Origin of the sequence: Sphingomonas sp., from assembly GCF_041661825.1 — a bacterium.
Lineage (GTDB): Bacteria > Pseudomonadota > Alphaproteobacteria > Sphingomonadales > Sphingomonadaceae > Sphingomonas.
The window spans coordinates 246490-272881 of record NZ_JBAZTU010000005.1 but is presented as its reverse complement, the minus strand read 5'-3'; the positions used below and the strand labels follow the sequence as shown (position 1 = coordinate 272881).

Below are 26392 nucleotides of genomic sequence, written 5' to 3'. Positions count from 1 at the left end.
GCAGCCTGCGGCAGCGCGCCAGTATTTGCCCCGCGCCCGGACGCAGGCTTGACGCAAGAGGCTTGATCGCAAGGCGAAATCGCGGTCCTATGGTTGCGGCGTGAACGGGGATCGATCACAGCGCGTAGCGTCGTTGCGGCCCATCCAGCCGCGCGACATGTCGGGGGTATGGATTTGTTTTCCTATCTGGTTTCGGGACTTAACGTCGCCAGCGAGCTTGCTCTGCCGGGCCTGATCGCGCTGGATCCAGGCGGCGCGCCGGCCATCGACGTCACGATCCGCGCCGGCGATGTGCCGACGGCGCTGGATGAAGCCGAGATCAGCGGCGTGAACTGGCAGATCGCGCCGGATCGGTTCCTGTTCGAAGTCCCGGGCGTGGTGCGTATCCTGCTGACGGGCGGACGCGAGATCCTGTTCGCGCTGCAGGACGGCAGCTCGATCGACGAAGCCGCGATCTTCATCAGCAGCACCGGATTCGGCATCTTGCTGCACCAGCGCGGCCGCATCGTGCTGCACGCCAGCGCGGTGCGCGTGCGCGACAGCGCGGTGCTGTTCTGCGGCCCGTCCGGTGCGGGCAAATCGACTCTGGCGGCAGCGCTGGTCGATGCCGGATATGATCTGGTCACCGACGATTTTTGCGGCATCTCGGTCCATGCTGACGGCACGCCCTGGGTCGAGCCCGACGGGCGGCAATTGAAGCTGTGGCAGAATTCGATCGACCGGCTCTCGCTGACCGAACGCGTCGCCGCGCCGGTGCGGCCGGCGATCCAGAAATATTATGTCGAGCCGCGCGCCGCGACCGCCGCTGCATTGCCGCTCTCCGCCATCTATGTGCTGCGCGAGGCGCGCCCGCCGCATGCGCCGGGGATCGAGCGGCCCAACATCGTCGATGGCGGGCTGATGGTGCGCAACAATGCCTATCGCCCGGTGATGGTGCGGCGCATGGCGCAGGCCGACCTTTATTTCCAGGCGGCGGCGACCATCTCGCAACGGGCGGGCGTGTTCACGCTGACGCGGGAGATGACCTTCACCCAGATGCCGGTGGTGATGGACTGGCTCGAAGCGCATTGGCGCGAACTGGGGCTGCTGGAGCGGGCGGCTTGAAGAAGACCTGGTGGCTCGCCTCCTATCCGAAATCGGGCAACACCTGGTTCCGGTTGCTGGTCGCGAACCTGCGGCAGGATGCAGCGGTCGATATCAACGACCTGCCCCGCCAGGGCGGCATCGCCAGCGCGCGCGCCTGGTTCGACAATGCGATGCTGTTTCCGTCCGGCCTGCTGACTCATGAGGAATGCGACCGGTTGCGCCCCCGCGTCTACGCGTCGATCGCGCAGGGCGACGAAGAGGAAGCCGAACGCGAGACCATGATCGGCGATATCCGCTTCGTGAAGACCCATGACGCCTGGACCTATACCAGCGACGGCGAGCCCCTGCTCGGGGGATTGAAAGGCGCGGACGGCGCGATCCTGATCGTGCGCGATCCGCGCGACGTGGCGCCGAGCCTGGCCAATCACGGCACGCGGCCCATCGACGAGTCGATCATGTTCATGGGCCGGCCCGACGCCGCCTTCTGCGGCGAACGCGACCGGCAGCCCAACCAGCTCCGCCAGCAACTGCCTGGCTGGAGCGGTTACAACCAAAGCTGGCTCGACCAGGCCGATCTGCCGGTCCATCTCGTCCGGTACGAGGATCTGCAGGCCGATGCCGCCGGCACCTTCCGCCGGGCGCTCGCCTTTGCCGATGTCGAGGTGACGCGGGAGGAAGCCGCGCAAGCCGTGCGCTTTGCCGATTTCGGCGAGCTCAAGAAGCAGGAAACCGAGCGCGGATTCCGCGAGGCACCGCGGGCGCGGCCGGGTGGCGGTTTTTTCCGGCGCGGGGTATCAGGGGGATGGCACGACGAGCTTACGCCCGGCCAGGTCGCCCGGATCGAGGCCGATCATGCGGCGATGATGCTGCGCCTGGGCTATCCATTGTCGAATGCCGGTGAAGAAAGGATCGCAAGTTGATCGAGCGGAAGGGAGACTGGCTCAGCGCCCGTGTGGGCGACGAGATCATGATGATGAGCCCCGAGCACGGCAAATATATCGGCATGAACGAAGTCGGCGCGCGTATCTGGGAACTGATCGAGACACCGTCCGACATCGCCACCGTCTGTGCGACGCTGGTACGCGAGTTCGAGGTGTCACCCGAGGATTGCGAGGCAGAGGTCGGCAGCTTCCTGGCGGAGATGGAGAAGCATGGCGCCGTCTCGGTCGATCGCGCATAAGCTCCGCACCGCGCTGACGCTCGGGCCACGGCGACAGCTGCTCGTGGCCGAAGCGGCAGCGAGCATGCTCGCGGCGCGTCTGGCGTTGGCGATCTTCCCGTTCCGGCGCGTCTCCAAGGGATTCGGCGCATTCGTGTCGCCGACCGATCCGCGCGTCGCGACCCAGGCCCGCGGCATCGGCGAGGCGCAGGCGCGCATAGCGAAGGAGATCGGCTGGGCGGTGCGCACCAGCGCGCCGTGGATGCCGTTCAGGTCGGTGTGCCTGCAACAGGCGATGGCCGCGCAGGCGATGCTGCGCCGGCGCGGCATTCCCAGTGTGATGCATTTCGGCGCGGGCAAGAGCGACGCGAAACCGATCGATGCGCATGCCTGGCTCGACGCCGCTGGCGTGAAGGTCACCGGCTATCCGGTCGCCCCGCATATGGCGGAGCTGGGCTGCTTCGTCTGAGCCTGTCCTGCCTGGGTGCCGTGCCGGTGCGGGCAGCCGCGGCGCTTGATTGTCCCGCATGCTTGGGGCACTCAATCAGCGTCACGCGGCGGGGGATCGCCGGAGCAAGCGGAGTTGGAAATGACGGACGTTGCCATCGACAGGAAGGAATTGGAGGACTTCGAGCCGCATGTGGGAACGACGTTCTCGATCGTCGCCGAAGGCCTGCCGCCGTTGCCGATGCTGCTCGAGGAAATCAAGGCACTGAAGCACAATTCGCAGGATTTGCGCGCTCCCTTCGACCTGATCTTTCGCGGCAATGACGAGCTCCTGCCGCAGGGTCTGTATCAGTTCCGCCATGACGCGATCGGCGATGTCGCCATCTTCATCGTGCCGGTCGCCAAGGGCGCGGACGGCGTACGATATTGCGCGACGTTCAACTGATCGGCGCTATTCGCTGCCGGTGATGTGATCATTCCTGCCCATGCGGATGGGCAAGAGCTGGTTGATTGCTCAGCTGTCGGCGATGCCGGATGGTGCTGCGGCGGCTTCGTCCACGATCCATCTCATCTCGAGATAGATGTCGGTGTCGTCGAACTCCTTGAAGCCCAGGCGGCGATACCATTCGAGCGCCGGATTGAACTTCTCGACGAAGATGTCGATGTCCTTGCCGCGGGCGCGGGCAGTTTCGATCAGCGCCTCGACGATCGCCGTGCCGACACCCTTGCCGCGCCATTCCGGCATCAGCACGATATCGATGATGCGGAACTGCCCGACTTCCTGGAGATAGAATCGCCCGGCCGGCAGGCCATTATGTTCGATCACGTCGAACGCGGTGTCGGCATAGTAGGTGCGATAGTGGAGGCGCTGCAACTCGAATTGCTGCGCAATAAAGGACCATTTCTGGTCGTCGTTCCACTGAGTCCGGGCCAGCTCGTCGGCGCGGGTCGTGGCGAAGAGCTGCATCAGGAAGACGGTATCGTCCTCCGTTTCGGGGCGCAGCCTATAGCCTTGTGAAAGCAACGCCGCCGGCAGGGAAAATGCCGACGGCGCCTTGTCCGATATCACCAGGAACAGTCCCGATCAGTTGCGCGGTGGGAAGATACCCTGCAGCGCGATGCAGAAGTTCAGCACCAGAAAGGGCTGCTGGTTCGAGTGCGGCTGGCCGCCACCGGTGAGGCTGATCGCGGTCGGCGCCATGTTCACGAGCGTCCCCGGCGTGATCGGCGGGTTCGTATAGGCAGAGCCGGGGCCGGAGGCCGACAGGAAAGCGGTGTTCGTCGGGGTCCCCACGATCTGCGACGGATTCTGGGGATTCGGCGCGGCCGCGTTCAGGCCATGATTGTGATTGGGCATCGTAGTCGTGTCGATCGTGACGGTCGGCGCGCCACTGATCTCGCCCAGGACATAGGACGAAAGCCCCGGCCCGTCGCCGTTACCCATCGGCACATAGCCGCTGAAGTTCGGCAGCGCGAAGGTCGTCTGGCCATTGCCGCCATAGGTAGTGCCGAGGATGGAGAACAACGCGGTGTTCTGCGCGATCGGCAGAATCTGGCCCTGAGCAAACGCATAGTTGCGCGGCGGAAAGTTGAACCCAAAGATCCTGATCTCGCCAATGAATGGTGCTGTCACGGTCGCTCTCCGAATTAGTTGCGGCTGGGGAAGACGCCTTCCAGCGCGATGATGAAATTGATCACCAGCGCGGGCATCCGGTTCTCGTGCGGCTGGTTGCCGCCCAGCGCGCTGATGCTGTTGGTGTTCAAGGCGCCCTGCTTGAGCGGGTTCGCTCCAGGGACGGCGTACAGCTCGGCTGTGCCGAGCAGAGTCGCCGTAAACGACGTATTGGTAGGCGCGGGCTGGCTTCCGGTGGCCGTCGTCGCGGAAAGCAGGTGACTGTGCGCCGGCATCTGCTGGACCGTCAGCGTGACGGATTCCGTTCCAGCCATCTGGCCTATGACATAATTCGACAGGCTCGGGCCCTGTCCCTGGTTGATGGGCAGCCGCCCCCGCATGTCAGGAAGGCCAAAGGTCACCTGCCCGTCGCCGCCATAGGTCGTGCCGATCAGCGCATAGAGCGCGTCGTTCTGCGCGATGGACATCAACTGCCCCGCACAGAGCGCAAAGCCGCGTGGCGCGAAATTGCCCGCGAACATTCTGATTTCACCAAGAAAAGGATTGCTCATTTCGTCCTCCGTGCCGTTCTGCCGCGCTTCTCAAAACCTCAATTTCGCGACGGGAAGAGACCCTGCAGCGCGATGGAGGCATTCAGCGTGGTATAGGGCTGAATATTGTTGTGTGGCTGGGTGCTGCCAGCAGTCGCAATCGATGCGGGATCCAGGGTCACCGGCGTGCCGCCAGGCGCATAGAAATCGATGGTATCGGATGTGTCCGCGCCGAGCGTACGCCCGATCGGCGGGCGGTGCGTCGCGGTCATCGTGGTGCCCACAAGGAAATGGTTGTGCAGCGGAATCTGGGTCTGGAGAAGCGTTACATTCTCAAAGCCGTCCTTCTGCCCCATGACGTAGGTACCGACACCGCCGTTGTTACCCTGGCCGACCGGTACCCTAGAGCGCAGATCGGGCAGCGCGAAGGTCGTGACGCCGTTGCCACCATAGGTGGTGCCGAGCAGCGCGAACAACGCCTGGTTCTGCGCGATCGACAGAAGCTGCCCGGCGGCGCTCGCCCAACCTCGCGGCGGGAAGTTGAACCCAAAGAACCTGATTTCACCGATATATGGTTGCGTCATGGCAGCCTCTCACGCGTTCTTCAGGAGGCGCAGCATCGTGCAACACCAGCCCCCCGAGTGTTGACCTGATGGTTGTAACCGTGTGCCCCAAAGACTCAATAGCAAATAGCAGCCAAAGTCGGTTCAGTCTCTCACCGCACCAAGACAAGCTGGTAACCGCATGAGCAATCACGCATATTTATTCGTGACAAAATGGTCATGTCGCCGGCGAGACCTAAAATCGGACAGCAACAGCGACGCCGTACAATCGCCGCTGTTGCGCAGCATTTTTCGTTCTGTCATAGTCCCAAGGTTAACTGTTTCGGTGCAACATGCGCCATGGGGGTATCGTTCGTCATGACGTCAATCACGCCTGCTATCGACCTGTCCGACACCTTGACGGCTACCGCTGCAGAGTCGCGCAAACCCTGGTCGACTCCGCGCGTCATCGTTTCGGTGGCACAGAATGCCGAGGCCCATGTCGCCGACAATCCGCCAGACGGCAGCACGACCTTCTTCGGCCCGTACGGATCCTGATCTTTAGGGCACAGGCAGGCCGCGCGGCCTGCCGCATCATCGGTTGCTGGCGTCAAACCACGCGATGAAGCGCGCAAGCGCGATCGTCCGGGCTGCAGTATATATGGCGGCGTGTCCGGGCTTTCGCGCCTCGTCCGCCTCGGCCACCATCTTTTCAATCCTGTCCAGATCGAGATAGCGGGATAGCCGCCCATCGCGATCCAGCCGCCGCGCCTCGGCAAGCGCGGCAGGCGCACCCTCCCTCGCCATGCGGAACATGTCGGGCTCCTCGGCATCATTGCCGGGCCCGCGCGCCAGCAGCCGCGCCGGCAGGATATCGGCAAAGACATGGCGCGCCAGATGGCGTTCCAGGCCGCCCCTGAACTCAAGCGATTCCGGGATGGCGAGACCAAGCTCCACCACACGCCGGTCGTGGAAGGGCCGCGAGAAATCCATCCCGTGCGCCGCGGCGAGGGTCGGGTGAGTCGGCTGCATCGCGGCCACCTTGCGCAGATGATGCAGGCAGAAGGCGCGCCAGCGATGATGGATCACGCGCGCGTCGCGCAACCGCGCGGGATCGATGGCGCCGTCTGCGAACATCGTCTTGGCGAATGCCGGATTGACCGGGCGGTTGCGCCAGACCGGCGTCAGCCGGTTCCGCAAGAGGTGCCCAACGAGCGACGCCCGCAACGGGAGCAGGGCCGGCAGGACGTCGTGACGCACGACCTGCTGCCAGGTTCGCCCCGTCACCCGCACGCGCAGCCGGAACTCGCGCACGAAACGCCCCAGCTTGCCGCGGCGCAGGATTCGCCCGAGCATCGCCTTGGCATTCACGTTGACGGTATAGTCGCCGCCGTGCCCGTCCAGCACGAGCCGGGCGCCGGCGGATGCCGCGATGCGGAGCAGGCCGCGCCGGACATAGGGCGTCCCGGCATTCTCGTCCGACATCGCGAAGCTTGTCTCGAGGTCAGTGAAGACCCCCTCCTCCCCGCGGACATAATAATGGAGGTCGAGGAATGGATAGGGTCGGAAGGCCTCGACCGCCGCGCGGGCATCGCTGACCAGCCGGCGCTCGCCCTCGTCCAGGACCGAGGCGACCGCGACGATGCGGCGTCCCTGCGCCGCGACGATCGGGCCGGCGATCGCCGCGATGCTGCCGCTGTCGAAGCCCCCGCTAAAACAGAGCGCAGGCGCGCGGGCCAGCCGGCGCACCCGGCACGCCACCGCCTCCGTCACCACGGCTCGATAGGCGTCGACATAATAGGCCTCGTCACGGCCGAGATGCTCTGGCGCGGCATGAGGCTCCCAATAGGTGCGCTTCGACACTGCACCGTCGGCGTTCAGGCGCAGCACCATACCACCCCCCAGCGTGCCGATCGCGTCATAGATCGTCCCGCCCGGATTGGGATCGAGCGGCGCGAGCACGCGCTGGGCAATGCCCAGCTCGGAAAGGCGGCGGGGCACGCCCTCCACCGCCCAGAGCGCCTTCACCTCACTGGCAAAGGCGAAGAAGCCATCGCCATGATGGAAATAGACGCCGCGCTGGCCCATCGGATCGCGCGCCATCAGCAACGTGCGTGAGCGCGCATCCCAGAGCGCGAAGACGAAATCTCCAAGCAGATGGTCGATACAATCCTCACCCCAAAGCCGGTAGGCAGCAAGCAGCACTTCGCTGTCGGGCATGTCGCGCAGCACATCGGCGGCGATGCCGATCGCCCCGGCCAGCGCCTCGCGATTGTCGAGCCGCAGGTCGGCGACGAGGGTCAGGCCACCGTCCTGGATCGGCTGCGCCTCGTACCAATCCTCCCGATTCACCCGCAGCAGGCAATGTCCAATGCCGGCACCATCTTCAATCGTCGTGTACCGGCCGTCGGGGCCACGGTGCACGAGGATGTGGCCCATCCGCTCGAGCTCGCGTGCCGATACGGGGTCGCCGTCAAATCGAACGATGCCGAAGATCGCGCTCATTTTTTGCCGGCGCGGCGAAGCCCTTCGAGCCGGCGATAGGGGTCGTCCATATGGAGCGCCGCATTGGCGCGGAGCTTCTCGTTCGCGGCCTGCTGCTTCGCGTCGCTGTCCTGGGCGAAGCGTTCGAGCGGCGCCTTCGCATCGCGGCCGGATGCCGCCGCCAGCGCAGCCCTTGCCGCTTCGTCGGGGACGATGCCGAAATGCGGGAGGATGCGCGCCTCGACGGCTTCCGGCAGCTCCTCATAATTGACCAGCATGCCCCCGCCGAGCCCGAGATGCTCGATCACCGCCTCGGCGGTGCGCCCGAGCGCGCGAGCGGCATAATCGTCCGGCGCCATCTCGGCGGCGTTCTCGATACCATAGGGTTCGAACGGCATCGCGCCGGGGACGGTCTGCGCCCCCGCCATGCGCGCATGCGAGACGAGGATCTCGACCGGATCGCGGTACAGGAAGATCCAGGGCGTGTCGGGAAAGGCGAGCCGGAACAGCGGCAGCGCGAGCGTATGCCAGCTGTCGAGCTTGACGACATAATGGCCGCCCCCGCCCAGCCGGTCGCGGCCAAGCGCGCCGACGATCGCACGCAGAAGCGCAACCCGCTGCTCGACCGGCACGTCGGTGCGCGCCGCCACGAGCTGCACGATCGAATCGATCGGCGCCGCTTCCGACACCACGACATTGCGGACATCGGCCGCAAGCATCTGCGACACCAGGGTCGAACCGCAGCGCGACTGGTGGAAGACGAAACCCGCCGGGGCACGCGGTTCCTCGCCGGCTGGCGCGGCAAGCGCCTGGAGCGGCGTGCGCGGGCGCACCAGCCGGTTGAGCGGCTGATGCCGTGCCCGGCGCAGCGAATCCTCGAAGAAGGAATCGGCCAGAGGCCGCCCGGCGAAATGGGCCCAATCCACCGCCAGTTCGCCCATGCTCGGCACGATCGCAATCGGCAGCCAATCCCCTTCCGGCGCGGTGTGGCTGGTGATCGGCGCACCGCTGAAGCGCCACATGCCGAGTGGATCGGACTTCAACCCGGCGTTCGCCTCATCCGGCGTGATCGCGATACCCGCGTCCGCCGCAGCCGCGATCATCGCGTCGACGAAGATCTCCTGCTCGGCGATCCCGCTCAGCCGTTGCTGCAGCGCGGAGTCGGCCATCAGCACCGTGCGAAAGCGGTCGATCGGTGCGGCCGCGTCGAGAAGGCTGGTGTCTGTCATGAAGGACCGCGAACGATTTCTTTCCAACCGCCCCCGCGGCCGATAGGCTGATCCGGAAACGGGCGTCGCGCCCGCGCTGGATGGTTTGCCTATCATGCTAATAATGCAGAGCCAATCGCCCTTGATCTTCGCCGACCGGGTGCGCCTGCCCGTCACCTTCGACGGCGATCGGCTGGCCGAGGACCTGGAGCGGATATCCGGGGCGACCTGGGTCGATCATTTCGTGAAGCAGAATTACGAAGGCGACTGGAGCGTGCTGCCGCTCCGCTATTCGGCGGCTGCGACGCACCCGATCATGCAGGCTTACTCCGACCCGTCCGTGACGGACTATGCCTATAGCCCGTTGCTCGACACGGCGCCCGCGATCCGCGCCGCGATCGACTGGTTTCAGTGCGGCCTCCAGACGGTGCGGCTGATGCGGCTGGCGCCAGGGTCGATCATCAAGGAACATTTCGATCACGATCTGGCCGCCGAATGGGGCGCGGCGCGAGTCCATATCCCGATCACCACCAACCCGCAGGTCGAGTTCACGGTCAACCGGATACCCGTTGCGATGGAGGCAGGCAGCGCCTGGTATCTGCGCCTGTCCGATCCGCACAGCGTGGCCAATCGCGGCACGACCGACCGGGTTCATCTGGTGATCGATTGCATCACGAACGACTGGCTGACGGAGCAGCTCACTTTGGCATCGTGACGCGGCTCAGGCGAGCCAGAGCGAGACGATGCAGAGGATGAAGGCGGCGCCAGCGATCGCACCGAGGACCACGCGATTCCACGAAATGCGGGCGGGCATCCCTTCCGGCCGGTGGGGCCGTTCGAGCGACACCACGGTCGAGGGCGGGTTCAGCGCCTCGGTGAGTTGGTAGAAGGTTATCGGCGTGACGAATTCGCAGCCATAGCCATTGGGCCCGCGCCGCGACACCACCGCGGCGTTGACCCTGGTGCCGGCGATGCCGATCCAGATCATCGATTCGGGATCGAGCGCCTCGGACGTCTCCATCCTGAACCCGGTCATCGACAGATCGTAGATCAGCACGTCGAGCGGCATACCCTCGTCCGACGCGCGCAGGGTCGCATCGACCAGCACCGGATATCGGGGTGCCCCGCGCCGTTCGTCCGGATCGGAACGGTACACGCGCGCAATCAGGGCCATCATCACTCCAACGCCAGAACAGGCGTCGAACCGTCGATGGTTTAGATTACCAAAAGCTTACTTTCGGACCCGCGATAATGTCGTTGCGGTCAGCCCGCCCCCGCCGGGCGCGGCGCGGTGGAAGAGAGGTGCGCAAGAAATTCGCCGAGCAGCGCATTGAACCGGGCGGGCTGATCGAAGAACACGGCATGGCCGGCATTGTCGACGATATGGAATTCCGAGCCCGCAATCTTCGCCGCCATGTCCCGTTGCGCTGCAAGCTCGGACGAGCGCGGCGAGGCGATGATCAATGCCGGCCTGTCGATCTTCGCGACGGCGGCGCTGCGATCGGCTCCGAACATGTCCGCGACGAGCATGGCCGCCCTGATCGCCGTCGGCGTCTTGAGCGCCTCGCTGATCAGCGCGTCGAGTTCGGCTGGCGCAAGCGGCCGCGTGATGACCGCGCGCATCAACCCCTCGGTATAGTCACGCGGCGATGCGGCCAGGATGGGCAACAATCCGAGCTGTTGTGCCGCCATGCCGGGCGATGCCGCGACGCTTGCCGCGCCGCCCGAGATCATCGAATCGACCAGTACGACGCCGTCGACCGGCGCGGTGCCGTGGCGCAGGACATAGGCAGCGACATCCTGGACCCCCTGCGACCACCCGACCAGGACGAAACGCCGGACGCCGAGCTTGCCCAACAGGACATGCAGATCGTCGGCGCGCTGTTCGGGCGTGTAGCCGTCGGCCGTCTTGGTCGAATCGCCCTGCGACCGTGGATCGATCGCGATGACGCGGCGGTGGTCGTCGAACGCGTCGATCTGTGCCGACCAGATCGACCCCGCAAAGCCCCAGCCGGGGATCAGCACCAGCGTCGGCAGACGGGCGTCCTCCGGGCCGGAATCGATGACGTGGAGACTGATGTCGGGCGCGACATCGACGTCACGATCGCGCGCCAGCGCGCTCGTTGCCGTTGTCAGGAGCAGGCCGATGAGGAGGAAGATGCTTCGAAAGATCATCGCGATCCTTTCCGCCGGGGCTTCACCGCGAAGCGGCCGGAGGAAGGTGCTGTCGGCCCACGGATCGACGCGCGAGGCGTTTGCGTCCGAACGTCGATTTTGCGGGGGCCGGCGGTTGCGGGTCGCGGCCGGTAGCGCCTCGCTGCGCAGCTTGCGAACCGCCATGGCGCGGCGGTTTCAAAGAAGTGGTGGACAGGGCTGGATTCGAACCAGCGTACGCTTGCACGGGCAGATTTACAGTCTGCTGCCTTTAACCACTCGGCCACCTGTCCACTGGGCCGCTCAAAAGCGAGGCGGTCCCATGCCGACCGAAACCCATGCTGTCAACGCCCGAAAGACCTTATGGCCGGGGCCTTGCGCGGGGCGACGGCGACGAATAGGCCTCGCAACAATCTTTCAACGTCTCTGGGGGTTCCAATGCGTCGTTCGCTCCTGCTCGCCACCGCCATGCTCGCCATCGCCTCCCCTGCCTTTCCCCAGGCGGTCGATCGCAGCCAGGTGAATCGCCTCATCGACGAAGGCACGACTCGCAGCCAGGTGATGCTCACCGCCGAGCATCTGTCCGACGTGATCGGCGCGCGCCTGACCAACTCGCCGTCGATGCGCCAGGCCGAGACCTGGACTCAGGCGAAGTTCAGCGAATGGGGCCTGAAGAACGTCCACAAGGAAGGCTATGAGTTCGGTCGCGGCTGGTGGATCAACGGCTCGAGCGTGCGCATGGTCACCCCGCGCCCGATCGTGCTGACCGCGATCCCGATCGCCTGGACACCTTCGACCAACGGCACGATCAGCGCTCCCGTCTTCGTCGCCCCGATGTCGAAGGAGCGCGATTTCGACAAATGGCGCGGCAAGCTGAAGGGCAAGATCGTGATGATCACGCAGCCCAACACCGGCGGCGAGCCGGGCGAGCCCGCCTTCAAGCGCTACACTTCCGAGGAACTGGCCAAGCTCGATCAATACCAGCAGCCGACCTATGATCCGGAGACCGCCGACCGCCGGCTGAAGCGGCTCGATTATTCCAAGAAGCTCGACGCCTTTCTGAAGGCCGAGGGTGCGGTCGCTTATGCCACCATGTCGCGGCTCGACTACAAGCTGGTGCACGGCGAAGGCTATCTGTTCGGCGTCGGCGAGACGCAGGAAGTGCCGGGCGTCGAGATCGCCGCCGAGGATTATCGCCGCCTCGCCCGCCTCGCCAAGGTCGGCACCGCGCCGACGGTCGAGATCAACAGCGATGTCCGCTTCGACGACAGCGACAGCAAGGCGTACAATATCTTCGCGGAGATCCCCGGCACTGACCCCAAGGCGGGGTATGTGATGGCCGGCGCGCATCTCGATTCATGGGTCGCGGGCGACGGCGCCGCCGACAACGGCGCGGGCACCGCGATGATCATGGAAGCCGCGCGCATCCTTTCCGCCAGCGGCATCCGGCCGAAACGCACGATCCGCTTCGCCCTGTGGACCGGCGAGGAGCAGGGCCTGCTCGGCAGCCGCGCTTATGTCGAGCAGCACCTCGCCACCCGCGGCAAGGCGAGCGATCCGGTCCTGACCGGCATGAAGAGCTATTACAGCTGGTCGAGCCGTTGGCCGATCACGCCCAAGCCCGGCTGGGGCGATCTCGCTGCCTATTTCAACCTCGACAACGGTTCGGGCAAGATTCGCGGCATCTATGTCGAGAACAACCAAGCCGTCGCGCCGATCTTCCGTGACTGGCTCGCGCCCTTCTCGGGCATGGGGGCGAAGGACGTGGTGATCCGCAAGACCGGCGGCACCGATCACGTCTTCATGCAGGCAGTCGGCGTGCCCGGCTTCCAGTTCATCCAGGACCCGCTCGACTATGGCAGCCGCGTGCACCACACCAGCATCGACACCTTCGACCATCTGAAGGGTGACGACATGCGCCAGGGGTCGATCATCCTCGCCTCTTTCCTCGCCAACGCCGCCAATGCCGACAAGGCGCTGCCGCGGCCGCCGCTGCCGGTAGAACCGGTCGTGACCGATCCCTTCGCTTACACCGTGGACGACGATTGATGGCCCGCAAAGGACACCGCCCTTCCCAGGCACCCGCCGGCCGCCCCCGTTTCTGGGGGCGGCATGCGGTGACCGCCGCGCTCGCCAATCCCGAGCGTGTCGTGCGCAAGCTGTGGGCGACGCGCGAAGCATTGGCGTCGCTCGACATCCCGCCGGTCATTCCCATCGTCTATGCCGAAGTCACCGATCTCGCGCGGCTGGTGCCGGGCGACGCGCCGCATCAGGGGCTGGTGGCGGAGGTCGATCCGCTTGAGGATATCTGGCTGGGCGATCTGCTCCTGCAGGGTGCCGACGATAAAAGGCCGCTGGTCGTGCTCGACCAGGTGACCGATCCGCACAATGTCGGCGCGATCCTGCGCTCGGCGGCGGCGTTCGATGCGCTCGGCATCGTCACGCCCGATCGCCACGCGCCCCCCGAATCGGGCACGATCGCGCGTTCGGCCTCGGGTGCGCTCGAGATCGTGCCCTGGGTGCGCGTGGTGAACCTCGCCCGCGCGCTCGAAGAGATCGCTGAGGCCGGTTTCTGGCGCGTCGGCCTGACCGGCGAGGCGACCCAGACCCTGGCCGAGGCGATGGGCGAGACCCGCGTCGCGCTGGTGCTCGGCGCCGAGGGCGAGGGCATGCGCCAGAACACTGCGGCGCATTGCGACGAGCTTGCGCGCCTGCCGATCTCGCCTAAGGTGGAAAGCCTGAACGTGTCCAATGCGGCGGCAATCGCACTTTATGCGGTGACGACACGGGGCTGACCACAACGGACCTAACCGGGGGCAAGACCATGGCGGCACGACTTTCGCGGCTGATGCTTGTGTTGCTGATGCCGTTCGCGCTGGCGAGCTGCGTGCTGACGCCGGGCAAGTTCGTTTCGACCCTGCGCATCGACGCCGACCGGCACTTCACCTTCACTTATGTCGGCGAAGTGCTCGCGCTCGATATCGGCGACGACATGATGAAGGGCCTGGGCGATAGTTCATCCGAGACGCCGACCGATCCGACCAGCAGCGACGGCGAGGCAGTGCTGCAGAAGCTCGCCTTCCAGGATAAAGGCGGGGATGGGGACGGGGACAACAAGGCCGAGGACGCCAGGAAGGCAGCCGCCAAGAAAGCCGCGGCGGAGGCCAAGAACCGGACGATTGCCGAGACGCTGTCGAAAGAGGCCGGATACCGCAAGGTGACCTATCTCGGCGACGGCAAGTTCAGCATCGACTATGCGATCTCGGGTACGCTCGATCACGCCTTCCTGTGGCCGTATAATGTCGATGCGGAACTCATGTTCCCCTTCATCGCGATCGAGCTGCGCGCCAACGGCACGGTGCGGATGAAGGCACCCGCCTTCGCCAATGACAGCAGCAAGAGCACCAGCAGCATGGGCATGCCGGGAATGGACAAGGCGTCGAGCCAGCTCGACGGCGTCTTCACGCTCGACACCAATGCCGAGATCGTCAGCCAGAACAACGAGGAAGGCGCCGTCCCGGCCGCCAGCGGACGCAAGACGATCACCTGGAAGGCGACCCCGCTGACCAAGGACGCGCCAAGCGCGGTGCTGAGGCTGGCGAAGTAATCCTCTAAGCCCCTCCCCTGAAGGGGAGGGGCTTTTAAGGTCAATCTTCCGCTGCGATCGTTACCTTCAGGCCATCCAGAGCGTCGGTCAGCTCGATCTGGCAAGACAGGCGCGAGCGCTCGTCGCGGTCGGACGACGAATCGAGCAGGTCGTCTTCATCCGGGCTCATCTTCGGCAGTTTGGCAGCAAATTCCGGGTCGACATGGACATGGCAGGTGGCGCAGCTGCAGCAGCCGCCACACAGCGCCAGGATCTCGTCGATCCCGGCGTCGCGAATCGCCTCCATCACCGAAAGCCCGGTTTCGCCCATGATCTCGCGTTCTTCCCCTTCACGGGTCACGACGATAAGCTTGGGCATCCATTCCTCCTCAAGGGTTCGGCGTCGCCATGCCGCCCCGGGCGCCGCTAATCAAGGGACGACTCCATGGGCCTGAGCGCCGAACAGCTGCGCGCAGCGCTCGACATACTGGCCGCGAGCGAGCCGTGCTTCGCCGCCGCGATCGACCGCACCGGCTATCCGCCGCCGCGAATCCGTGCGCGCGGCTATGCCACCTTGCTGCGCACGATCGTCGGCCAACAGGTCAGCACCAAGGCAGCCGAATCGGTCTGGCGCAAGCTCGAGGGGATCGTCGGCAGCCTCAACGACCCCGGCAACATCACGCGCGCCAGCGACGAGCAGCTCCGCGAAGCCGGCCTGTCGCGGCAAAAGGCGAGCTATGCGCGCAGCCTGGCCGACGAGGTGACCAGCGGGCGGCTCGATTTCGACAATCTTCCGGCTGACGATGAAGAGGCGGTGGCCGCGCTCGTCCGGATCAAGGGCATCGGCCGTTGGTCGGCCGAGGTCTATCTATTGTTCGCCGAAGGACGGCCCGACATCTGGCCGGCAGGCGACCTGGCGGTGCAGATCGAGATCGGCCGGATCCTGGGCCATGCCGAACGGCCGAGCGAGAAGCTGACCCGCGAAGTGGCCGAAGCATGGCGGCCGCACCGCGGTGCGGCGGCGATCTTCGCCTGGCATCATTATGCCGCTGACATGAAGGTGATCTGACCGACCGATCAGCCAGCGGCGGGCCATTGCACCGTGCGGCAGATGACCAGCCAGCAGCCCTGCACCTTCAGGCTTTTGTCGGGATTGCGACTGATATAGGCGCGGTAGGTCCTGCCCTGGAAAGGGTAGTAGATCTTGCCCTGCCATTTCCCGTCGCTCTGCGCGGTGAAGCCGAACAGCACCTGCACGCCGACCAGCGAGCGGGTACGCAGCGCCGGATCGGGATTGTTGCTGTCGGTCGTCGGACCTTCCACCCGCGCCTTTTCCGTCAGGCGCGTGATGTGCCCGCACAGCGCCTTGCCGCAGGGGGCGATCGTGACGACGCCCTTGCCGTCCTGCGACACCCAGTCGCCGGTGATCAGATCGGCGGCCTGGGCGGTCGCTGGAAACGCAAAGGCAAGCAGAAGGACGAAGACAAAACGCATGTACGGCTCCCGGGGCGGGACCAATGTCCCGCTCGATATCGATAAGCCGTGCATTCCGAAGGGCAAGATGATTCAGTTCCTCGCTCTGTCCGCGGTTGACGCACGCCGCATCCCATCTAGGGGAAGGCGCGATGGCCAAAGCCGACCGCCTTGCCCGCCTCGATGAGCGGCGAACCGAGATCGAAGCGGAATATCGCGCGGCGCTGATCGCCGCCCTGCGCCTGACTGCCGGCGGGCGCTGGGGGCTGTTCGGCCACACCCAGGACAAGGCGGCCCGCACGAAGGCGGCGCCGCTGATCGACGAGCTCATCGACCTGGGCGACGAGATCGATGAGCTGCGCGCGCAATTGTCGATCGAGCCCTTCGCCCTCCACCAGGAATTCCTCGCCGCACGCGGGCCGGTAAAGGCGCATGCGGTGGGCGAACCGAAACAGGCACAGGCATGGCTCGACCGCCTGGACGCAGCGAACGGGAGCATCGAATGAGCGGCAAGTGGAAGATCGGGATCATCGGTGGCTCCGGCCTTTATGCGATCGACGCGCTGGAGAACCCGGAATGGGGTCAGGTCTCCACCCCTTGGGGGGCGCCGTCGGACGATCTCCTGTTCGGGTCGATCGGCGATGTGGAGCTGGTTTTCCTGCCGCGTCATGGCCGCGGCCATCGCATCCCGCCGTCCGAGCTCAACTTCCGCGCGAACATCGACGCGCTGAAGCGCAGCGGCTGCACCGACATCCTCGCCATCTCGTCGATCGGATCCCTGCGCGAGGAATTGCCGCCCGGACATTTCGTGGTGGTCGACCAGTTCATCGACCGCACGGTCGCGCGCACCTCCAGCTTTTTCGGCACCGGCATGGTCGCCCATGTCTCGATGGCCGAGCCGGTCTGCCCACGCCTCTCCGCCTTTGCCGCCGAAGCCGTGCACGCTGCAGGCGGATCGATCGCCAAGGGCGCGACCTATCTTGCGATGGAGGGCCCGCAATTCTCCAGCCGCGCGGAAAGCCTGCTCTACCGCCAATGGGGCGCCGACGTGATCGGCATGACCGCCATGCCCGAAGCCAAGCTCGCCCGCGAAGCTGAGCTGCCCTATGCGCTGATCGGGATGGTCACCGACTATGATTGCTGGCGCGAGGAAGCGGCGTTCGTCGAGGTGAGCGAAGTGATCAAGCAGATGTCGGCCAATGGTACGATCGCGCGCAAGGCCGTGCTGGAATTCGTCGCCGCGCTGCCGGCGGAGCGCACGCCCTCCCCGCTCGATACGGTGCTCGACTATGCGCTGATCACGGCGCCCGAGGCGCGCGATCCGGCAATGCTGGCGAAACTCGATGCTGTCGCGGGCCGGGTCCTCGGCTAAGGCACAACCGAAATGCGGCTCCGGCAATTGACGGTATGACGCGCATAGGAGAGGTTACCGCATGTCGCCGCCGCCTTCAGCCACCACCGCGTCCGGATATGACGGCATGAACGACATGCGCCCGCAACGTCCATCGCTCTCCGAAAGCTATCGCACCATCGCGGTGCCGCTGGGCAAGGGCGGCTTCTGGCGCAAGACCGCGGCGTTCGCCGGGCCGGGCTATATGGTCGCGGTCGGCTATATGGACCCGGGCAACTGGGCGACCGACCTCGCAGGCGGATCGGCGTTCGGTTATACCCTGCTCTCGGTCATCCTGCTGTCGAACATCATGGCGATGGTGCTTCAGTCGCTGTCGGCCAAGCTCGGCATCGTCACCGGGCATGATCTCGCCCAGGCGTGCCGCGCCAATTACAATCCCGTGGTCAATTTCTGCCTGTGGGTGCTCTGCGAGCTGGCGATCATCGCCTGCGACCTGGCCGAAGTGCTCGGCACCGCCATCGCGCTGCAATTGCTGTTCGGCCTGCCGCTGGTCGCGGGCGTGTGTCTGACCGCGTTCGACGTGCTGCTGATCCTGGCGCTGCAGCGCTTCGGCTTTCGCAAGCTCGAGGCGTTCATCGTCGCGCTGCTGATCGTGATCGCGGGCTGCTTCGCCTATGAGCTGGCCATGGCGCAGCCGAGCGTCGCGGCGATCATGGGCGGGCTCGTCCCCTCGACCCAGATCGTCACCAACCCGGCGATGCTCTATATCGCGATCGGCATCCTCGGCGCGACGGTCATGCCGCACAACCTCTATCTGCACAGCTCGATCGTGCAGACCCGCCGCTTCGCCCAAGACGAGGCGGGCAAGCGCGACGCAGTGAAGCATGCGACGATCGACAGCACGGTCGCGCTGACGCTCGCGCTGTTCATCAACGCCTCGATCCTGATCCTCGCCGCCGCGACCTTCCACACCGCCGGGCGCACCGACGTGGCGGAGATCGGCGAGGCCTATAAGCTGCTCACCCCGATGCTCGGCGCGGGTGCCGCGAGCGTGCTGTTCGCGGTAGCGCTGCTTGCCTCGGGACAGAATTCGACGGTGACGGGCACGCTCGCCGGGCAGATCGTCGCCGAGGGCTTTCTCGACCTCAAGCTGCCGATCTGGCTGCGGCGCATGGTGACGCGGCTGCTGGCGATCGTGCCGGCGGTGATTGTGGTCGCCATCGCCGGCGATTCGGGCGCGACCAAGCTGCTGGTGCTGAGCCAGGTGGTGCTGAGCCTTCAGCTGCCCTTCGCCATCGTGCCGCTGGTCACCTTCACCAGCGACAAGCGCCAGATGGGGGCGCTGGCCAATCCCTTGTGGCTGAAGATCGCCGCCTGGGTGATCGCCGCGACGGTGATCGGCCTCAACGTGAAACTGCTGAGCAGCTTCTTCTTCTAACGCGCCGCCATCGCCGCGATGCGCTGCGCCTGTTCGAGGTGGAGCAACTCGACCATCTCGCCCGCAACGCGGATCACGCCTTTGCCCGCATTCTCCGGGAGCCCGAAGGCGGCGATGATGCGGTCGGCCCAGGCTACCGCTTCTGGCGTCGGACCATAGGCACGGTTGGCCGCAGCGATCTGCGCGGGATGGATCAGCGACTTGCCGTCGAAGCCGAACATCGCCCCTTGCGCGCATTCGGCCGCGAGCACCGCGCCGTCCTCGATCACGTTGCATACCCCGTCCAGCGCCACGAGCCCGGCGGCGCGCGCGGCCGTGACGATCATCGCCAGATGGCCGAGCAGCGGGGTGCGATCGGGCCCGGGGATGCAGCGCATCTCCTTGGCGAGATCGTTGGTGCCGGCGAGCAGGCCCTGAAGCCTGGTCACCTCCGCCGAGGCGACAATTGCCGGCAGATCGAGGATTCCGGCGCAGGTCTCGATCATCGCCCAGAGCGGCAACCCGTCGAGCAGCGCGCTGGCTGCCTGCAGATCCCCCGGACGAGAAACCTTGGGCAGCACCACCGCCCCGAACCCGGCACCCGCCACCGCGCGGCAATCATCGGCGCCCCAGGGCGTATCGAGCGCATTGACGCGAACGAACAGCGCGCGATCGCCGAATCCGCCGGCCGCCGCTGCGGCGATGGCCTGATCGCGTGCGGTCGCCTTCAACTCGGGTGCGACCGAATCCTCCAGGTCCAGGATCACCACGTCGCAATCGAGGCTGCGCGCCTTCTCCACGGCACGCCCGTTCGATGCGGGCATGAACAAGGCACTGCGATAGGGGCGGATGGTCATTGGCGGCTCCTGCGAACGGTTTGCCCGCTTACAGGAAGTTCGCGCACCGGATGCAAGTCCCAGCTCGAAAACACGCAGCTTCTCGACGGCGGGCCGCGCGCGTGGGAAAGGATCGGCGATGACGTTCGCCTCGATGAAAGCGCTCTGGCGCCAGGCCGCCCTTTTCCTGGGTGCCTTTGCGCGCTTCGCGGGTATGCGCGGCTGGATTGCCGCCGCGCTGGTCGGGCTTGCGGCAATCCTCGACGGCATGGGGCTGGTGCTGCTGATCCCGATCGTCGAGGCAGTGGTCAGCCCGGACAGCGGCTATCTGCCGACACGCGCCATCTTCGACAGCCTCGGCGTGCACAGCCCGTTGGGCAGGCTTGCGGCGCTGATCGCGGCGTTCGTCGCGCTGTCCCTGCTGCGCGCAGTGGTCCTCTATGCCCGCGACATGCAGCTTGGGCGGCTGCAGGGCGATTTCGCCCAGCATGAGCGCAATCGCATCATCCGATCGCTGGCCGCCGCCCCGTGGAGCCGAATCGCCGCGCTCAGCCATGCCCGGGTCACCAGCCTGGTCAGCGTCGAGGTCAACCGCATCGGCACGGGCGCGCAATTCCTGATTCAGGGCGGCATCGCGCTGGTGATGCTGTTCGTGCAGGGTGCGCTGGCGTTCGTGCTGGCACCGGCACTCGCGCTGACCATCGGGGCGATCTTCCTGGTCGGCGGCACGGTGGTCCTGCTCGCGCAGGAGCATATCCGCAATCTCGGCCTTGGGCTGGTCGATGCCAATCACCGCATGATGGGCAGCGCCGCTGGCTTTCTCGGCGGGCTGAAGGCAGCGACGGCGCAGAATGCGCAGCATGGTTTCGCCGACGAATTCGCGGCGATCCAGCATTCGGTCCGGGCGCGCCAGCTCGAATTCATCCAGCGCCAGGCGCGCAGCCGGCAGTTCTTCGCGATCGGCTCCGCGCTGATGGGCGCGGTCGTGGTGCTGACCGGCTATGCGGCGGCGATCCCGCCCGCGGTGCTGATCACCCTGGTGCTGATCTTCGCGCGGATGAGCGGGCCGGCGATGGTGATCCAGCAATCAGTGCAGAACTTCTTCTTCGGCCTCCCCGCTTTCGAGGCGATCCGCAAGCTGGAGGAGGACCTGGACGCCAGTGCGGCCCCGGCCCCGACCCCGGTCGAGCCGCCGGCTGGCGCGATCGAGTTGCAGGGTGCGTCCTTCCTCCATCCCGGCGGCGGCGGGCTGCATCCGGCCGATCTCAGGATCGAGCATGGATCGTTCGTCGGTATCACCGGGCCGTCGGGCGCCGGCAAGACGACCCTGGTCGAGTTGCTCACCACCCTGCAGGAGCCGCAGACCGGGCGGATGCTGGTCGGCGGCGAACCGCTCGACGCGGCGCGGCAGGCTGGATGGCGCGAGAGCCTTGCCTATGTCCCGCAGGAAGGTTTCCTGTTCAACGACAGTGTGCGCCGCAACCTGACCTGGGGAACGACCGGCATCGACGATGCGCGGCTATGGGACGCGTTGCGCCTCGCGGGTGCCGGGGAGATCGTGGCGCGGCTGCCCGAGGGACTCGACTCACTGGTCGGCGAGCGCGGCATCGCGCTGTCGGGCGGCGAGCGCCAGCGGCTGGCGATCGCCCGCGCCCTGCTGCGCGACCCACGCCTGCTGGTGCTCGACGAAGCGGCGAACGCGATCGACGCGGCGGGCGAAGCGGCATTGCTCGAACGGCTCGCCGCGCTCGATCCGCGGCCGACCATCGTAATGATCTCGCACCGCGCCGAGAGCCTGGTGCGGTGCGACCGGGTGATCATGGTCGAGCTGGGGCGGCTTTCGGGGTAGCGATCGAACGGGCTCAAATTCCCTGTTCCTGCGAAATAACAGGGAATTCCGCCGCTGGATCAGGGAAATCATCGTCCGGCACCTGAGAAAGAGCGGGACCCATCACATGAACCGGTCCGGCATCATGGTGCGACAAACCGCTGTAATGTTGAATCAAGAGCAATAGCTTTTGCTGCCTCCCTTTATGTCGCCGGGAACAGACCGAGCGCAGCCACGTCCTCGGCGGTGAAATTGATGCCGAATGTCTGGTTCAGGTGCTCGCGATAGACGTCCGACTCGTCGATGGCCGCAGTGATGTCGTGCTCGCCGTCGCGGTGGCGATATACGCGCTCGGTCATGCCCGCGAGGCCGCACGGCAAAACGATACTGACGAGGCGGGCCTGCATGAAGCGGCTCTCGGGCGCCGCCGAGGTCCAGCGGTTGCTCAATTCAAGATCGGCGTCCCAGACCTGACCCAGGGTGAAGCTGTATTGCGGCTGGAAACCCGGACCGGTGCTGCGTCCATCGGTGCTGCCGGGATGACCGTCGCGGAGCAGCATCCAACCATAAACCGTATCGCGATCGAGCCGGAAGCGGGCGCCGTCCGGCGCGGCCGCCGTCGCACCTTCGACCAGCCGCATGATCGGCGTGTAGCTGCCGCCGAAGCCGGGATCGGCGATCCAGTCCTCGCCGTCGATCGTCACCAGGCTGAAGGTGTGGGTGAGCGGCGGCGTGTCGGTCGCGGCGAGCCAGACCCGGGCGAGCAGCGGCCGCGCCTCGAAACCAAGCGCGGTCAGCGCATCGAGGAACAGGCGGTTATGCTCGAAGCAATAGCCGCCGCGCCGCGCGGTCACCAACTTGGCGAAGACCGACGCACTGTCGATGCGGATGCCGCGACCGAGGATGACGTCGAGATTCTCGAACGGAATGGCGAGGCGGTGCGCGCGCTGGAGCGCGGCGAGGCCCTCGGCATCGGCGGGCGGCCGTTCCGTAAGGGCGATGCGGGCTAGATAGGCGTCGAGGTAGAACATTCAGTTTACTTTCCCGCGGAATAACCCGTCATCGAATACGGACGATCCCTTTCAGCCGTCGCCCAGCTTGCGTTAGGCGTTGCCTGCATCACGAAACGGAGCTCACCGCCGGCGACGATCTCGCTGTGGCGGATGAAGCCGCGCGGCAGCGGTTTGCCGTTGAGCAGGACCTGGCCGACATAGCGGTTCCTATCCGACAACCCATCGGCGCGGATGGTGAAGCGCTTGCCGTTCGGCAGGTTGAGCACCGCGCGATCCACGAACGGCCGGCCGATGACATATTCGCCCGTGCCCGGCGCGACCGGATAGAAGCCGAGCGAGGTGAAGACGAGCCAGGCCGACATCTGGCCGAGATCGTCATTGCCCGACAGGCCGTCGGGCGTCGGCTTGTACTGGCTGTCGACGATCTGCTTCAGCCGCTCCTGCGTGCGCCATGGGCTGCCGGCATAGTTGTAGAGATAGGCGACGTGGTGGCTCGGTTCGTTGCCATGGATATACTGGCCGATCAGCCCGGCGATATCCTCGGCATGGCTGTAATCGACCTTCGAATTGTCGAAGTCGAACATCGCGTCGAGCTTCTTCACAGTCGCCGCATCGCCGCCGAGCACGCGGATCAGGCCACCCTGGTCCTGCGGGGCGAACCAGGAATATTGCCAGGCATTCCCTTCGGTATAGTCGCTGCCATAGTTGATCGCGGTCGGATCGAACGGCTCGCGGTAGCTGCCGTCCGCCTTGCGGGCGCGCAGGAAGCCGGTCTTCACGTCGAAGCTGTTGCGCCAGTTGAGCGCGCGCCTGTCGAAGCGGTCGGCCACGTCCTTGCGCCCCATCGCGCGCGCCATCCGCGCGATCGTCCAGTCGTCATAGGCATATTCGACCGTCTTCGAGGCCGCTTCGGGCTCGTGGTCGATCGGCACGTAACCAAGCTTCATATAATCGCCGAGGCCGCCGTAAGGCGCATAGTCGGCGCTCGCGACCATCGCATCGAGCGCGGCCCTCGCGTCGAACCCCTTGATGCCCTTGAGATAGGCATCGGCGATGACGGGCACGGCATGATAGCCGATCATCGTCCAGGTCTCGCGGCCGTTGAACTGCCAGACCGGCAGGATGCCGAAGGGGCTGTCCTGGCGGCTGGCGATCAGCGAATTGACGAAATCCGCGTTGCGCTTCTCCGGCTGGATCAGGGTCAGCAGCGGGTGCTCGGCGCGGAACGTGTCCCAGAGCGAAAAGGTCGAATGATAGGTGAAGCCGGTCGCCTGGTGGACCTGATCGTCGGGCCCGCGATAGCGGCCATCGGCGTCACCATAGACGCTCGGCGCGACCAGCGTGTGATAGAGCGCGGTATAGACCGTCTTCTTCATCGGCACGGGCGCGTCGAGGACCACGGCGCCGAGCGCCTTTTCCCAGGCAGCGCGAGTCTGCGCGCGGATCGTATCGAAGCTGCCGGGCTCGCTGGCGAGATTGGCGAGCGCCCCCGCCTCGTCGACGCCCGAGATCGCGACATGGACTTCGAGCGGTTTGGGCAGCGCCCCGAAATCGAGCCGGGCGACGAGCGCCCTGCCCGCCAGTTGCTGCACCGAATCATCGCCGCGGCCAGGACCCTCGAAGCCCTTGTACGGCACGTCTTCCTCGCGGTTGACGAAAGCGTGACCGGTCAGCGGCGCGGAGAAGCGCATCGCGAAGAACAATTTCCGCGCGGGCGCCCAGCCGCGCGTCTCGCGCATGCCGGTAATCGTGCCGTCCGGCTGGACTCGGACCGACGACCAGAGGATCTTGCCGGGATAATTATAGATGCTCGACCGGAGATCGACGACCAGATGCGCCGGCTTGCCGCTGGGAAAGCCATAGCGATGCACGCCGACACGGGTGCCGGCGGTCAGCTCGGCGCGGACGCCAGGATCGTCGAGCGTCACCGCATAATAGCCGGGCGTCGCGACCTCGCTCGCATGGCTGAAGCGCGAGCGGTAGCCGGAACCGGGCTTGGCCGGATCGCCGGGTTCGAGCGACACCGTATCGCCAACCACCGGGCTGACCAGGATGTCGCCCAGATCGCTGTGTCCCGCACCGGAGAAATGGGTGTGCGAAAAGCCGAGGATCGACGAATCCTCATGGCGATAGCCCGCTGCCCATTTGTAGCTTTGCTTGAACGGCTTGATCTCCGTGTCGGGGCTCAGCTGCACCATGCCGAACGGCGCGACCGCGCCGGGGAAGGTGTGTCCTTCCCCGCCAGTACCGATGAAGGGATCGACCGAATCGATCGGTGCGGCGGAGGAAACCGGCGCCGTTTGCGCGGTGGCGAGGCTGGCCGCGGTGCCAAGGCACAGGGCGGCGATGACCGTGATGCGATTCATCGGCGCGTTAGACCATAAGAGCCGGGAGCGGTGAAGCACCATCCCGGCCGAAATGCAGGTCAACGTTGTCATAATTCGACCCTTCGTCACAAAACCCCTTGTTTCGTGCCCGTTCCGGAAGGCAGTATGGGCGCCGCTTGCTGTACCGCGCGCCATCGTGCGGGCTACCGCAGCGGTAATTCCCATGCTAGCGGGGCGGATATGGATCTCGGGCGTCGCGCAACCATTATCGATGTGGCCCGAGAGGCGGACGTGTCGATCAAGACCGTGTCGCGCGTGTTCAACGATGCGCCCAACGTCACGCCCAAGACCCGCGAGCGGGTGATGAAGGTCGCGACCGCGCTGCATTACCACCCCAATGTCGTCGCGCAGGGCCTGGTCGGCCGACGCTCCTATCTGCTCGGCCTGCTCTACGAGAACCCCAGCCCCAACTATGTCGTCGAGCTGCAGCAGGGCGCGCTCGACCGGTTGCAGGGCGAGAAATACCGGCTGGTGGTGTTGCCGGTAGGCCAGGTCTCCGCGATCGCCGACAAGATCGTGTCGCTGGTACGATCGGCCGCGCTCGACGGCGTGGTGCTGACGCCGCCCGCGTCCGACCATCCCGTCGTGCTGGAACAGCTCAAGGCAGCCCGCTTCCCGTTCGTGCGCATCGCGCCGACCCGCTCGCCCGAGCTCGGCCCGCGCACCCTGACCGACGATGTCGGCGCGGCGCGGATGATGACCGAATATCTCATCTCGCTCGGCCACAAACGCATCGGCATGATCAAGGGCGACCCCAGCCACCCGGCGAGCGAGGCGCGCCTGCTCGGCTATTCCAACGCACTGTCGGCGGCCGGACTGAAGATGCGGCTCGACGATATCGAGCAGGGCATGTTCAACTTCGAATCCGGACTCCAGGCCGGCGCCCGCCTGCTCGGCCGACGCGACCGCCCGACCGCAATCTTCGCGCAGAATGACGACATGGCTGCCGGCGCGATCATGGCGGCGCATGATCTGGGGATCGACGTGCCGCGCGACCTGTCGGTTGCCGGGTTCGACGACAGCGCCATCGCGCAGATCGTCTGGCCGCGCCTGACCACCATCCACCAGCCGGTGTTCGACATGGCGCGCGACGCGACCGCCATGCTCGTCGCGATGCTCGAGAAGAAGCCCCATGAGGACCTGATCGAGCACCCGGTTGCCCTTGTTCATCGCCAATCCACCGGGCCGGCACCTACCGCTTGAGTTGATCTGGGTTAGACATGACAATCCCGCCGTCATGGCGTGTGATTGGAATTGA

29 protein-coding genes and 1 tRNA gene are annotated in these 26392 nt (G+C 65.8%); 16 read left to right on the top strand and 14 right to left on the bottom strand.

The features are described from left to right. The first annotated feature begins 168 nt into the window (after positions 1–168). From WC729_RS23500 to WC729_RS23480, 5 genes are all read left to right on the top strand, one after another. The gene (locus WC729_RS23500) at positions 169–1104 is read left to right on the top strand and encodes an HPr kinase/phosphorylase (RefSeq protein WP_372856884.1); all 936 of its coding nucleotides are present in this window, start codon (positions 169–171) and stop codon (positions 1102–1104) included. Beyond that, complete coding sequence (locus WC729_RS23495) at positions 1101–2006, top strand: sulfotransferase domain-containing protein (protein WP_372856883.1); 906 nt, start codon at positions 1101–1103, stop codon at positions 2004–2006. The genes WC729_RS23500 and WC729_RS23495 overlap by 4 nt, the downstream gene beginning before the upstream one ends. Next, entirely contained in the window at positions 2003–2266 is a 264-nt protein-coding gene (locus WC729_RS23490) for a PqqD family protein (RefSeq protein ID WP_372856882.1), read from the top strand. Before WC729_RS23495 ends, WC729_RS23490 begins: the two co-directional genes overlap by 4 nt. Continuing rightward, positions 2238–2714 (top strand): lasso peptide biosynthesis B2 protein, encoded by a 477-nt coding sequence (locus WC729_RS23485; RefSeq protein WP_372856881.1) that lies wholly within the window; start codon positions 2238–2240, stop codon positions 2712–2714. The genes WC729_RS23490 and WC729_RS23485 overlap by 29 nt, the downstream gene beginning before the upstream one ends. Before the next feature lie 120 nt (positions 2715–2834). Beyond that, the gene (locus tag WC729_RS23480) at positions 2835–3137 is read left to right on the top strand and encodes a hypothetical protein (RefSeq protein WP_372856880.1); all 303 of its coding nucleotides are present in this window, start codon (positions 2835–2837) and stop codon (positions 3135–3137) included. A 69-nt stretch (positions 3138–3206) separates the two neighbouring features. Here WC729_RS23480 and WC729_RS23475 read toward each other — a convergent pair whose 3' ends face one another. From WC729_RS23475 to WC729_RS23460, 4 genes are read right to left on the bottom strand one after another with little or no spacing between them, the layout of a single operon-like run. Further along, positions 3207–3761, bottom strand: coding sequence for a GNAT family N-acetyltransferase (locus tag WC729_RS23475; protein ID WP_372856879.1), 555 nt, complete (start codon positions 3759–3761; stop codon positions 3207–3209). Between the two features lie 15 nt (positions 3762–3776). After that, positions 3777–4325 (bottom strand): phage tail protein, encoded by a 549-nt coding sequence (locus tag WC729_RS23470; RefSeq protein WP_372856878.1) that lies wholly within the window; start codon positions 4323–4325, stop codon positions 3777–3779. Between the two features lie 14 nt (positions 4326–4339). Beyond that, positions 4340–4876 carry a phage tail protein gene (locus tag WC729_RS23465; RefSeq protein ID WP_372856877.1) on the bottom strand — a complete coding sequence of 179 codons (537 nt, stop codon included), beginning with the start codon at positions 4874–4876 and terminating at the stop codon, positions 4340–4342. Between the two features lie 38 nt (positions 4877–4914). After that, on the bottom strand, positions 4915–5439 hold the full coding sequence (locus tag WC729_RS23460) for a phage tail protein (RefSeq protein WP_372856876.1): 525 nt from the start codon (positions 5437–5439) through the stop codon (positions 4915–4917). A 336-nt stretch (positions 5440–5775) separates the two neighbouring features. Here WC729_RS23460 and WC729_RS23455 point away from each other — a divergent pair, with 336 nt between their 5' ends. After that, the gene (locus tag WC729_RS23455) at positions 5776–5955 is read left to right on the top strand and encodes a hypothetical protein (RefSeq protein WP_372856875.1); all 180 of its coding nucleotides are present in this window, start codon (positions 5776–5778) and stop codon (positions 5953–5955) included. A gap of 36 nt (positions 5956–5991) precedes the next feature. Here the strand turns inward: WC729_RS23455 and WC729_RS23450 are convergent, their stop codons facing one another. Together WC729_RS23450 and WC729_RS23445 are read right to left on the bottom strand one after the other, a co-directional pair. Then, entirely contained in the window at positions 5992–7902 is a 1911-nt protein-coding gene (locus tag WC729_RS23450; protein WP_372856874.1) for an asparagine synthase-related protein, read from the bottom strand. Further along, positions 7899–9110 (bottom strand): hypothetical protein, encoded by a 1212-nt coding sequence (locus WC729_RS23445; RefSeq protein ID WP_372856873.1) that lies wholly within the window; start codon positions 9108–9110, stop codon positions 7899–7901. Before WC729_RS23445 ends, WC729_RS23450 begins: the two co-directional genes overlap by 4 nt. Positions 9111–9231: 121 nt before the next feature. Between WC729_RS23445 and WC729_RS23440 the strand changes: the two genes are divergently transcribed. Then, the gene (locus WC729_RS23440; protein ID WP_372856872.1) at positions 9232–9804 is read left to right on the top strand and encodes an aspartyl/asparaginyl beta-hydroxylase domain-containing protein; all 573 of its coding nucleotides are present in this window, start codon (positions 9232–9234) and stop codon (positions 9802–9804) included. Between the two features lie 6 nt (positions 9805–9810). Here WC729_RS23440 and WC729_RS23435 read toward each other — a convergent pair whose 3' ends face one another. The 3 genes from WC729_RS23435 to WC729_RS23425 form a co-directional block, all read right to left on the bottom strand. Continuing rightward, entirely contained in the window at positions 9811–10263 is a 453-nt protein-coding gene (locus tag WC729_RS23435; protein ID WP_372856871.1) for a PilZ domain-containing protein, read from the bottom strand. An 89-nt stretch (positions 10264–10352) separates the two neighbouring features. Further along, positions 10353–11429 carry an alpha/beta fold hydrolase gene (locus tag WC729_RS23430; RefSeq protein ID WP_372856870.1) on the bottom strand — a complete coding sequence of 359 codons (1077 nt, stop codon included), beginning with the start codon at positions 11427–11429 and terminating at the stop codon, positions 10353–10355. 21 nt (positions 11430–11450) lie between these two features. Next, positions 11451–11536 (bottom strand) — tRNA-Tyr (locus tag WC729_RS23425). Between the two features lie 145 nt (positions 11537–11681). Here WC729_RS23425 and WC729_RS23420 point away from each other — a divergent pair. From WC729_RS23420 to WC729_RS23410, 3 genes are read left to right on the top strand one after another with little or no spacing between them, the layout of a single operon-like run. Beyond that, a complete protein-coding gene (locus tag WC729_RS23420) occupies positions 11682–13292 on the top strand; it encodes a M20/M25/M40 family metallo-hydrolase (RefSeq protein ID WP_372856869.1) in 1611 nt (536 codons plus the stop codon). Continuing rightward, a complete protein-coding gene (gene rlmB, locus WC729_RS23415) occupies positions 13292–14038 on the top strand; it encodes a 23S rRNA (guanosine(2251)-2'-O)-methyltransferase RlmB (RefSeq protein WP_372856868.1) in 747 nt (248 codons plus the stop codon). The genes WC729_RS23420 and rlmB overlap by 1 nt, the downstream gene beginning before the upstream one ends. Before the next feature lie 29 nt (positions 14039–14067). Next, complete coding sequence (locus WC729_RS23410) at positions 14068–14850, top strand: hypothetical protein (protein WP_372856867.1); 783 nt, start codon at positions 14068–14070, stop codon at positions 14848–14850. 40 nt (positions 14851–14890) lie between these two features. Here WC729_RS23410 and WC729_RS23405 read toward each other — a convergent pair whose 3' ends face one another. Beyond that, entirely contained in the window at positions 14891–15208 is a 318-nt protein-coding gene (locus WC729_RS23405; RefSeq protein ID WP_372856866.1) for a 2Fe-2S iron-sulfur cluster-binding protein, read from the bottom strand. Positions 15209–15274: 66 nt separating this feature from the next. Between WC729_RS23405 and WC729_RS23400 the strand changes: the two genes are divergently transcribed. Further along, positions 15275–15898, top strand: a complete 624-nt coding sequence (locus tag WC729_RS23400) for a DNA-3-methyladenine glycosylase (protein ID WP_372856865.1) — start codon at positions 15275–15277, stop codon at positions 15896–15898. 8 nt (positions 15899–15906) lie between these two features. On the opposite strand, the gene WC729_RS23395 is transcribed toward WC729_RS23400, so the two are convergent. Next, positions 15907–16323: a DUF2147 domain-containing protein gene (locus WC729_RS23395; RefSeq protein ID WP_372856864.1), complete on the bottom strand. Its 417-nt coding sequence runs from the start codon at positions 16321–16323 to the stop codon at positions 15907–15909. A 131-nt stretch (positions 16324–16454) separates the two neighbouring features. On the opposite strand from WC729_RS23395, the gene WC729_RS23390 reads away from it, so the two are divergent. The 3 genes from WC729_RS23390 (at position 16455) to WC729_RS23380 (ending at position 19091) form a co-directional block, all read left to right on the top strand. Beyond that, complete coding sequence (locus WC729_RS23390) at positions 16455–16808, top strand: hypothetical protein (RefSeq protein WP_372856863.1); 354 nt, start codon at positions 16455–16457, stop codon at positions 16806–16808. Continuing rightward, positions 16805–17674 carry an S-methyl-5'-thioadenosine phosphorylase gene (locus WC729_RS23385; RefSeq protein ID WP_372856862.1) on the top strand — a complete coding sequence of 290 codons (870 nt, stop codon included), beginning with the start codon at positions 16805–16807 and terminating at the stop codon, positions 17672–17674. The genes WC729_RS23390 and WC729_RS23385 overlap by 4 nt, the downstream gene beginning before the upstream one ends. A gap of 61 nt (positions 17675–17735) precedes the next feature. Then, the gene (locus WC729_RS23380) at positions 17736–19091 is read left to right on the top strand and encodes an Nramp family divalent metal transporter (protein ID WP_372856861.1); all 1356 of its coding nucleotides are present in this window, start codon (positions 17736–17738) and stop codon (positions 19089–19091) included. Here the strand turns inward: WC729_RS23380 and WC729_RS23375 are convergent. Continuing rightward, positions 19088–19927, bottom strand: coding sequence for a CoA ester lyase (locus WC729_RS23375; RefSeq protein ID WP_372856860.1), 840 nt, complete (start codon positions 19925–19927; stop codon positions 19088–19090). The two genes, WC729_RS23380 and WC729_RS23375, sit on opposite strands and share 4 nt — an antisense overlap. Positions 19928–20045: 118 nt before the next feature. Between WC729_RS23375 and WC729_RS23370 the strand changes: the two genes are divergently transcribed. Continuing rightward, on the top strand, positions 20046–21755 hold the full coding sequence (locus tag WC729_RS23370; RefSeq protein WP_372856859.1) for an ABC transporter ATP-binding protein: 1710 nt from the start codon (positions 20046–20048) through the stop codon (positions 21753–21755). A gap of 182 nt (positions 21756–21937) precedes the next feature. Here the strand turns inward: WC729_RS23370 and WC729_RS23365 are convergent, their stop codons facing one another. Beyond that, complete coding sequence (locus WC729_RS23365) at positions 21938–22765, bottom strand: arylamine N-acetyltransferase (protein ID WP_372856858.1); 828 nt, start codon at positions 22763–22765, stop codon at positions 21938–21940. A gap of 5 nt (positions 22766–22770) precedes the next feature. Further along, complete coding sequence (locus WC729_RS23360) at positions 22771–25113, bottom strand: GH92 family glycosyl hydrolase (RefSeq protein ID WP_372856857.1); 2343 nt, start codon at positions 25111–25113, stop codon at positions 22771–22773. Between the two features lie 126 nt (positions 25114–25239). On the opposite strand from WC729_RS23360, the gene WC729_RS23355 reads away from it, so the two are divergent. Then, positions 25240–26337 (top strand): LacI family DNA-binding transcriptional regulator, encoded by a 1098-nt coding sequence (locus tag WC729_RS23355; protein WP_372856856.1) that lies wholly within the window; start codon positions 25240–25242, stop codon positions 26335–26337. Positions 26338–26392: the final 55 nt, after the last annotated feature.